The sequence below is a fragment of the Nocardia sp. NPDC003345 genome (genome assembly GCF_053589395.1).
On record NZ_JBSFRU010000299.1, the window covers coordinates 1 to 8,336 of the forward strand.

Annotated in this window: 11 protein-coding genes and 1 pseudogene; 4 read left to right on the forward strand and 8 right to left on the reverse strand. The window is 67.6% G+C overall.

From position 1 onward, the window contains the following. Positions 1-90 precede the first annotated feature (90 nt). From ACWDU1_RS25560 to ACWDU1_RS25570, 3 genes are all read right to left on the reverse strand, one after another. A complete protein-coding gene (locus ACWDU1_RS25560) occupies positions 91-624 on the reverse strand; it encodes a hypothetical protein (RefSeq protein ID WP_450002221.1) in 534 nt (177 codons plus the stop codon). A gap of 85 nt (positions 625-709) precedes the next feature. Next, entirely contained in the window at positions 710-1,345 is a 636-nt protein-coding gene (locus ACWDU1_RS25565; protein ID WP_450002240.1) for an AAA family ATPase, read from the reverse strand. Positions 1,346-1,504: 159 nt separating this feature from the next. Further along, positions 1,505-2,260: a MerR family transcriptional regulator gene (locus tag ACWDU1_RS25570; protein WP_450002222.1), complete on the reverse strand. Its 756-nt coding sequence runs from the start codon at positions 2,258-2,260 to the stop codon at positions 1,505-1,507. 271 nt (positions 2,261-2,531) lie between these two features. Between ACWDU1_RS25570 and ACWDU1_RS25575 the strand changes: the two genes are divergently transcribed. Further along, positions 2,532-2,972 (forward strand): DUF2267 domain-containing protein, encoded by a 441-nt coding sequence (locus ACWDU1_RS25575; RefSeq protein ID WP_450002224.1) that lies wholly within the window; start codon positions 2,532-2,534, stop codon positions 2,970-2,972. Positions 2,973-3,021: 49 nt separating this feature from the next. Further along, positions 3,022-3,949, forward strand: a pseudogene (locus ACWDU1_RS25580) (DUF5996 family protein). A gap of 68 nt (positions 3,950-4,017) precedes the next feature. Here the strand turns inward: ACWDU1_RS25580 and ACWDU1_RS25585 are convergent. Both ACWDU1_RS25585 and ACWDU1_RS25590 read right to left on the reverse strand, forming a co-directional pair. Beyond that, positions 4,018-4,458, reverse strand: coding sequence for a DUF6069 family protein (locus ACWDU1_RS25585; protein ID WP_450002226.1), 441 nt, complete (start codon positions 4,456-4,458; stop codon positions 4,018-4,020). A gap of 148 nt (positions 4,459-4,606) precedes the next feature. Next, on the reverse strand, positions 4,607-5,146 hold the full coding sequence (locus ACWDU1_RS25590; protein ID WP_450002228.1) for a PaaI family thioesterase: 540 nt from the start codon (positions 5,144-5,146) through the stop codon (positions 4,607-4,609). Between the two features lie 115 nt (positions 5,147-5,261). Here ACWDU1_RS25590 and ACWDU1_RS25595 point away from each other — a divergent pair, with 115 nt between their 5' ends. After that, on the forward strand, positions 5,262-6,194 hold the full coding sequence (locus tag ACWDU1_RS25595; RefSeq protein ID WP_450002230.1) for a MerR family transcriptional regulator: 933 nt from the start codon (positions 5,262-5,264) through the stop codon (positions 6,192-6,194). Positions 6,195-6,271: 77 nt separating this feature from the next. After that, positions 6,272-6,823 carry a dihydrofolate reductase family protein gene (locus ACWDU1_RS25600; RefSeq protein WP_450002232.1) on the forward strand — a complete coding sequence of 184 codons (552 nt, stop codon included), beginning with the start codon at positions 6,272-6,274 and terminating at the stop codon, positions 6,821-6,823. A 77-nt stretch (positions 6,824-6,900) separates the two neighbouring features. Here the strand turns inward: ACWDU1_RS25600 and ACWDU1_RS25605 are convergent, their stop codons facing one another. From ACWDU1_RS25605 to ACWDU1_RS25615, 3 genes are all read right to left on the reverse strand, one after another. Next, the gene (locus ACWDU1_RS25605; RefSeq protein WP_450002234.1) at positions 6,901-7,086 is read right to left on the reverse strand and encodes a rubredoxin; all 186 of its coding nucleotides are present in this window, start codon (positions 7,084-7,086) and stop codon (positions 6,901-6,903) included. Beyond that, complete coding sequence (locus ACWDU1_RS25610; RefSeq protein WP_450002236.1) at positions 7,083-7,268, reverse strand: rubredoxin; 186 nt, start codon at positions 7,266-7,268, stop codon at positions 7,083-7,085. Before ACWDU1_RS25610 ends, ACWDU1_RS25605 begins: the two co-directional genes overlap by 4 nt. Then, positions 7,268-8,336 (reverse strand): alkane 1-monooxygenase (locus tag ACWDU1_RS25615; protein WP_450002238.1); only part of this gene is annotated, 1,069 nt, incomplete at its 5' end. The genes ACWDU1_RS25610 and ACWDU1_RS25615, both read right to left, overlap by 1 nt.

The window sequence follows — 8,336 nt, forward strand, 5'->3', positions numbered from 1 at the left end:
TCGACACCGTGGGCCTGGGCGATCAGCGCGCGACACCCGACTACCTGTATCGCTACGAAAGTCTCTGCGACGAGCTGGGCGTCTGACCGGTCAGGGGACGAATACCTCGGTCGTCGCCGGGACGCCCGGGCGGTCGGTGCGCAGGGTCAGCGCCACCCGCCCGGGACCCGAGTCCACGTGCACATAGAACGGCCGGGTGCTCGTATTGCCCGCGGGGATGAAGTGGCTCACCGAACCGGTGCGTCCGGTGTCGAGGTTGCGCCAGTCGACGATCGCCGTGACATCACAGGCCAGGACGGTCGGTGCCCAGTTGCCCAGCGGGGAGAAACCCTGCGTGATCCGCAGTTCGATGGAATGGGCGGTGCCCGGGAAGACGTGGTACTGGCTCAGTGGGCCGTCGTAGCCGACACCGGCGGCGTTGAGCATGCCGACGCAGATGCCGTTACCGAGCGTCCAGGCCGGGGCCGTCCGGAACTCGGTGGTGGCGCAGGTCCGGGGTCCGACATTCGACACCCCGAGCTGGCAGGGATCCGCGGCGGCCGCGACGCCCGGTGCGACTACGGCCATCGCCGCGCCCACGAGTCCGGTGGCTGCTGTGGTGGCCAATTTCCGTGCGATCGTCATGCCCGGATGATCGCGCCCCGACTCGTATTCATTACTCGGTTTCACGATCTTCCAGGTGCGAGCGGTGTCCGGTGCACGCGGCGTCTCAGAAACGGGCACTGCGGACCGTGACCGCCATGCGGCGGAGCCTGCCTCGCAGTCGGCCGTCGGTATCGGGTGTCAGTGTCACACCGGACTTTTCGGCGATCCGGTCGGCCACCGCCGACACCGGAGTCGTATCGGTCCAGATATGGTCGGCGAATTCCGGCTTGCTCAGCTGCTCCAGGCAGAAGTCCAGTTTGCCCACCGCGAACTGTTCGGCACGCAGCAACAGATCACCCTGACCGACCGCCCGCAGCACGGGAGCGAAGCCGAGCCCACGGTCGCGCAGCCGGTCCAGCACCGTTTCCCGGCGGGCCAGCAACGCGAAATGGTGTACGTCGTGGCCGGATTCGCGCAAGCGGCCGACCGTCTCGTCGAAGTACCGGGGGTGCGCGACGGTCATCGGAGCGATCACCACACCGTCGTGCTCCCGCAGCACATGGTCGAGAACCTCGAAGACGCCCTGTCGCCAGCTCGGATAATCCTGGAAATCGGTGCGGAGCTTCGGCGGCGTCATCCGCTGCAGCCCGAACCCCACCATTTCCGGATCGCAGACGACACTGCCGGGGAGCCGGCGGTGCAGCTCGAACGCGGTCTGCGTCTTCCCTCCGCCGAAGGGGCCGTTGATCCAGAGCAGCATGGTCACCAACTTATCCACACCGCCCGTGGCGGTCCGCGGTCGCGCGCCGCTCGAGGCCGGGCGGGCGATGTGTGGGCGTACGAAGCGTCCGGCGACGGTATCGACGCCGAACTCGAGGTGTCCCCGGTGTGCCGGCGTGTACACCGGGGCCTACCGTCGTTACCCGCGTGCGGCGTTCGCGGCGGTGATGAACTCGATCTGTGCGGGTGACGGCCCGCAGAACTCGCTCTCGATCCGGTCGGCCTCACGGGCCTGCATCTCGTACAGGCTGTCCCGCAGGCCCGCGTCGCCGCCGTGGAATCCCTCCAGCAGTTCCATCCACTGCGCCGCCATCCGCCGCGCCTCGGGCGCGGACGGGTCCATACCCGCCGCGATCGCCGCGTCGACCTGTGGGATGAGCACGCTCCATTGCGCTTCGGCCTGCCGGATCCGCTGGTCACCGAGCTCTTCCCGGCGCTGCGCGAGCTGCGTCAGCTGGGCGTCGGTGAAATACTCTTTGAAGGTGTCGTCGACCATCACGGTCCTCCTGATCAATTCCAGGAAGCGGTCCGCGGATGCGTCCGGCCGACTCTCCGCCGTAGCGGCAAGCGCCGTGACCAGGGCATGCAGTTCACGGGTCGCGGCCAGTTGCGCGGCCAGATAGTCGCGGTGCACGAGCAGCACCTGCGTCATCGGCACGGTGCCCGCGAGCAGGTCCGCGATTCGGTCCAGGCTCAGACCCAGCTGGCGCAGAGCCAGCACCTGGTACAGACGCTCGACATCACCGGCGCTGTAGAGCCGATGGCCGGTGCCGGTGCGCCCGGCCGGACACACCAGGCCGATACGGTCGTAGTGGTGCAACGTCCGCACCGTGAGCCCGGCCTCGGCCGCGAGCTCACCGACCTTCCACACGCGCTCGGTTCCGTACCGGTCCATCCGTTTCATCCCACTTCCACCGGCGCCCGATGCGCCGGTGTCGCCGACGGTAGGACCTGACCTTACGTCGGGTTCAAGCCCGGAACCCCGGTCGAGGCAACCCCGGCCGGCGAGCAGCTCCGCCGGATCGCCGGGCGGTGCGGCCGGTCCGCGATGGACATCGCACCGATCCACCGGTGCGGAATCGGGTCTGCTGTTCGCGCTGGTGGAGCCGTAGAATTACGGTATCGACCCGCGCATCGGACCGGCCACCTGGAAGGCAGGTACACCAATGACGCATCATCACGACCCCCTTGCCGCCGGCATGCACACCGCCCACACCTGGCTGCGGGCCGTCGCCGAGGATCTGGGCACCGAAGATCTCACCTTCGCCCTGCGTGCGCTGCGCGCCTGGATGCACACCGTCCGCGACCGCATCGGCGTCGCGAACTCCGCACACCTCACCGCTCAGCTGCCCGATTACCTGCGTGGCATCTGGTACGAGGGATGGGTGCCGAGCCGCGTACCGGGCGGTCACGGCATCGCCGAATTCGTCGACGAGTTCGCGGAACGTGCCGGTATCTCGCTCGGCGATGTCCCGTTCACCGCCGGCTGCGTCACCTCGGCACTGGACCGGCTGATGTCGCCCGGCCAGCTGAATCACGTGTTCGCGGTATTCCCGGTGCGGCTCGGCGCCGTGCTGCGCGGCGAGGGGGTGATGGCCGAGGCCTGACGCGACCGCCGCCCCCAGCCCCCGGGTTCTCCGAGCCGAAGGGACGGATATGCGCACCACATCGAACGAGGTCTGGCCGGCCCTGCGGGTGGACGATTGGACCGATACTCGCGACACCCTGCACATGTGGACCCAGATCGTCGGAAAACTGCGCCTGGCCCGGGCCCCGATGGTCAACCACTGGTGGCAGGTGACCTTTCTATCTGTCCGCGCGCGGTCTGACCACCTCGGCGATCCCCTACGAGCGCGGGACCTTCGATATCGAATTCGACTTCACCGACCACCAGCTCCACATCCGATCGTGTACCGGCGCGCGGCACCGGATCAACCTGGAGCCCAAAACCGTGGCCGCCTTCTACGACGAGGTCACGGCCGGGCTGCACGCGCTCGGTATCGATATCCCGATCCTGGCCAGGCCGGTCGAGGTGGAAACAGCGATCCCGTTCGCCGAGGACACCACGCATGCCTCCTACGACCGGGATCACGCCAATACCTTCTGGCGCCAGCTGGTGGCCGCCGATCGGGTCCTGAACCGGTTCCGCGGCGAGTTCGCCGGTAAGGCCAGCCCGGTGCACTTCTTCTGGGGTGCGATGGACCTGGCCTACACCCGCTTCTCCGGGCGCACCGCCCCGCCGCATCCCGGCGGTGCCCCGAACTGCGCCGACTGGGTCATGGTCGAGGGTTACTCACACGAATTGGCCAGTTCCGGCTTCTGGCCCGGTGGTTCGGCCGAGGGCAGTTTCTATGCCTACGCCTATCCCGAACCCGACGGATACGCGCAGACGCCGATCCGTCCGGATGCCGGCTACTACGACGCCGGGATCCACGAGTTCCTGCTCCCCTACGAGTCCGTCCGCACCGCCGACGATCCCGAGGCCACTGTCCTGGACTTTCTCCGATCGACCTACGCGGCCGCCGCGGACGGGGGCGGCTGGGACCGCGAGCACCTGGAAGTGGGCGCGCCCGAGATCCGGTGACCGGGCTTCGACGACACGGCGGAGGGCCCGCGTCCCTGTCCGGGACGCGGGCCCTGCCGGTCGTGCCATCAGCTCCCGAGCAGTGTGCGGCGCAACCCCTCGGTGGCGACGACGAGTGCGGGAACCAGGGTCAGATGCGTGATCGACAGCGCGATCGTGGACGGGGTGTCGAAATCGGCAGCGACGGTCATCGCGATGGTGGCCACGGCCAGCACCGAACCGATGCCCGCGGCGATACGCAGCACACCGACCCATTTGTAGGACAGCAGCACGGCCGCGCCGAGACCGATCAGCATCGGGACCACGGTCAACATGATGATTCCGCCGGGGGCCACACTCTGCACCCGGCCGGAATCGGTCATCTCGAAGGTTCCGCCCGCCGCGGCGCCGATCAGCCACACGATGATATTGGCCAGGAGTGCGGCACCGATCGCTCCGAAGAGCGCGACCGGTCGGTTGAGCGCGGGTATGCGGGCGGCGGTGGCGGTGGTGGTGGTGGTGGTGCTCATGATGATCTCCTGGGGTGAAGCCGTGGGATCGGCGTGAGACCATCCTGAAACCTCAATATTTATTGAGGTCAAGGCCATCCGATCGAGCTATGCCGCAGATCACATCGCACGCACGGGCATCACCCCTGCGCGACTCCCCCTCCGCTGATCAGCTCGCCGCTCGCGACGGCGACCGGAGGAAGCTCGCGGTCGCATGGGCATACAGGGTGTCCGCGGCATCGATCAGTCGCGCTTCGGCGGTGACGGACGTCCGGCCGACGTGCAGAGTCCCGGCGACGGCCCGCAGCAGGCCGCACCCGGCGGCGACGGTCCGGGTGAATCCGATATTCATATTGACGGTGGCCAGAATCGACTTGTCGTCGAGCGAGGTCTGGGCGGCGCACCACATGGCCGAATCCAGAATCGCCGCGATGACTCCGCCGTGCACCGAGCCGACCGGGCTCAGATGCCGCTCGTCGGGGTTCAGCTCCACGACGATCCGGCCGGGGTCGGCTTCGGCGACGTCGAAGTTGAGCAACTGGGTGATCGGCGCCTTGGGAAGGCTGCCGGAAACCAATGCCGCAAGCTGCTCCTCGCGGGACATCCCCAGAATTCGCAAGGCACCGAGAGGCGGTTCCCACCACACCTGCAAGGTCCTGGTTCCATCGGGCAGTTCCCGCACCGAAGCCGCCTTGTCCGTCATTGTCATTTCCCAACCTCCGCATGTGCTCGATCGCGTCGCCTCGACATCGGTGGAGGTCCCCGGCGTGGGCCCCTCCGTGAGCTACGCTACGAACTCCAGCGGGGTGGAGGTTCAAGCAATTGTGACCGACAGCACACAGCAGGACGGGTTCCTCGGCATCGGGCAGCTGGCCCGCCGGACCGGTGTGCCGGTCCGCACGATCCGCTATTACAGCGATATGGGCTTACTCGAGCCGCTGCGCACCTCCGGCGGCCATCGCGTGTTCGCCCCGGATATCACCGTCGAGCGGCTACGACTGATACGGCAGCTTCGCGGCGTGGGTCTGAGCCTGGCACGAATACGCGGCGTTGTCGATGGTTCCCAGCGCCTGGCAGACGCTGTCGCCGCCGAACGCGTCGAGGTGGAAGCACAGCTGCGCGGCCTGTCATGGCAACGGGCGGCACTGGCCACCGTAGCGGCGGCCCCGCAGGCCGACCGCGGGCACCGGCTGGCACTACTCGCGACAGTTCGCGACGGCGACACCGCCTACGACACTCTCGTCGCGTTCTGGCGCAGCATCCTCCCCATGATGTCCGCGACCGAGTTCGAGGGCTTCCTGGCGGCGAATGTCCCCCGGCTGCCCGAGGTTCCGGCGCCCGAGCGAGTCCTCGCCTATGCCGAACTGGTCGCTCTGGTCGGGGATCCGGGATCGCGGGCGGTGGTCTCCGCTCAGCTGTGGCGGCCGGTCGATATCCGGATTCGCGACAAGAGCCGGCTACTGGCCGAGCTGGCACGGGTGTACGACCGGACCAGACGCCTGGTGCTCGAATCCGAATCCCCGCGCGCGGGAGCCGAACTCGACCATTTCGTCACCGCCCACTCCGTCGCCCGCGGCACGCGCGGTACGCCGGCGTTTCGCCGCCGGCTGCTGGGCTGCGCGGCCGATACCGACCCGCGGGTCCGGCGATACTGGCGCCTGACCGCGGATATCACGGGCAACCCGGCCACCACCGGCGATGCGCACAACTGGCTGGTCGACGGGCTTCGACGAACCCTGGAGCCGCGGCGACCGTAATGGGTGTTCTCACGATCCACCGGATAGGACAGTCGCCATACCGATGAGTTTCGAGCACGCGGGAGGTCTACTCGGCTATGAGGAAACTGGTCTACGGGTTCAGCGTGTCCCTGGACGGCTATATCAACGACCGCGCCGGCAGCATCGATTGGACCGACCCGGACGATGAACTGCATCAGTTCCACAACGACCGCTTCCGCGAGATCGAGATCTCGCTGCACGGCCGCCGCCTGTACGAACTGATGGCCGAGTACTGGCCGCATGTCCCCGATGACGCCCCGCCCATCGAGCGTGAGTTCGCCACCCTCTGGACCGAGAAACCGAAGGTCGTCTTCTCCCGGACGCTGACCGAGGTCCACTGGAACAGCCGGCTGGTCGGCGAGAACGCGGTCGAGGAGGTGCGCCGCCTCAAGACGGAGGGCGACGGGATCATCGAGGTCGGCGGCGCGAACCTCGCGTCCGCGCTCATCCCGCACGGGCTCGTCGACGAGTATCAGCTGTTCGTCATGCCCGTGATACTCGGTGGCGGTACCCCGGTTTTCCCGCTGCTGGACAACCGCATCCGCCTCCGCCGCACCGAAACCAGGCATTTCGGCACCGCGGTCATGCTGCGCTACCTCGCCGACTGAAGCCCCGACCGGCAACCGATCGGATATCGCGGCCGCCAGGAGTAGCGGACGCGCCGATCCACCGGCGGCACCCGCTTTCAGGTGCGGCTGACCTCGACCATGAAGAACTCGGCCTTCGCCGCACCGCAGTCGGGGCAGGACCAGTCGTCGGGGATGTCGTCCCAGCGGGTGCCGGGAGCGATCCCGTCCTCCGGCCAGCCCAGCTCCTCGTCGTATTCGAAGCCGCACTGCACGCACTGGTAGAGCTTGTATCCGGTGTTCATCTCAACGGTCCTCTCATCGGATCGACGGGTTCGAAGTCGAGCTTTTCCCGGACTCCGCAGTCGGGGCAGCACCAGTCGTCGGGTACCGCCGCCCACGGTGTGCCTCTGGGGAATCCCTCCCGGGGCGCGGCGGTGATCTCGTCGTATCGGTAGCCGCAGACCGGGCAGGCGTAGGCGGCCATCAGCTCACCGCTCCGTAACGCGCCAGCACCCGGTCCCGCTTTCCGGGCTGGATGTTCACGCGGCCGATCTCGCCGCGGTAGTGGTCGAGGACCCGATGGTCCATCACCTTGCGCCACAGCGGCGGGAAGTAGGCGAGGGTGATCATGCTCGCGTAGCCACTCGGCAGGTTTGGGGCGCCGTCCATACTGCGCAGCGTCTGGTAGCGGCGGGTGGGGTTGGCGTGGTGGTCACTGTGCCGTTGGAGGTGGTAGAGGAAGATATTGGTGACGATATGGTCGGAGTTCCAGCTGTGTTCGGGGGTGCAGCGTTCGTAGCGGCCGGTGGCCGTCCGCTGCCGCAGCAGGCCGTAGTGCTCGAGGTAGTTCACGGTTTCCAGCAGCGAGAATCCGTAGACGGCCTGGATGAGCAGGAACGGCAGCACAGCCGGGCCGAACACCGCCGCCAGCGCGCCCCACAGCACCACGGTCATCGCCCAGGCGTTGAGCACATCGTTGCGCAGGGTCCACGGGCCGCTTCCGGTGCGCTGCAGCCGCGTTCGTTCCAGCGCCCACGCCGACCGCAGGCTTCCCCACACACTGCGCGGGAGGAAACTCCAGAAGGATTCGGCGAACCGGGCACTGGCCGGGTCCTCGGGGGTGGCGACCCGGACGTGGTGGCCGCGATTGTGCTCGATGTAGAAATGCCCGTAGCCGGTCTGGGCGAGCGTGATCTTCGACAGCCACCGTTCGAGATCGTCCTTCTTGTGGCCGAGTTCGTGGGCGGTGTTGATTCCGACGCCACCCATGACCCCCACACTCAACGCCACGCCGATCTTCGACCACAGTCCCAGCCCGCCGTCGATACCCAGCCAGGACAGATCCGGGGCGGTCCACAGGTAGGCGGCGAACACCAGGCTCATCAGCTGGAACGGTATGAACGCGTAGACGCACCAGCGGTAGTACCGGTCGTGCTCGAGCTGTTGCATCACCTCGTCGGGCGGGTTCTGGCCGTCGGGCCCGAAGAACCGGTCCAGACTCGGCAGCAGCACGTAGACCAGCAGCGGGCCGATCCACCACCACATCGGCGCC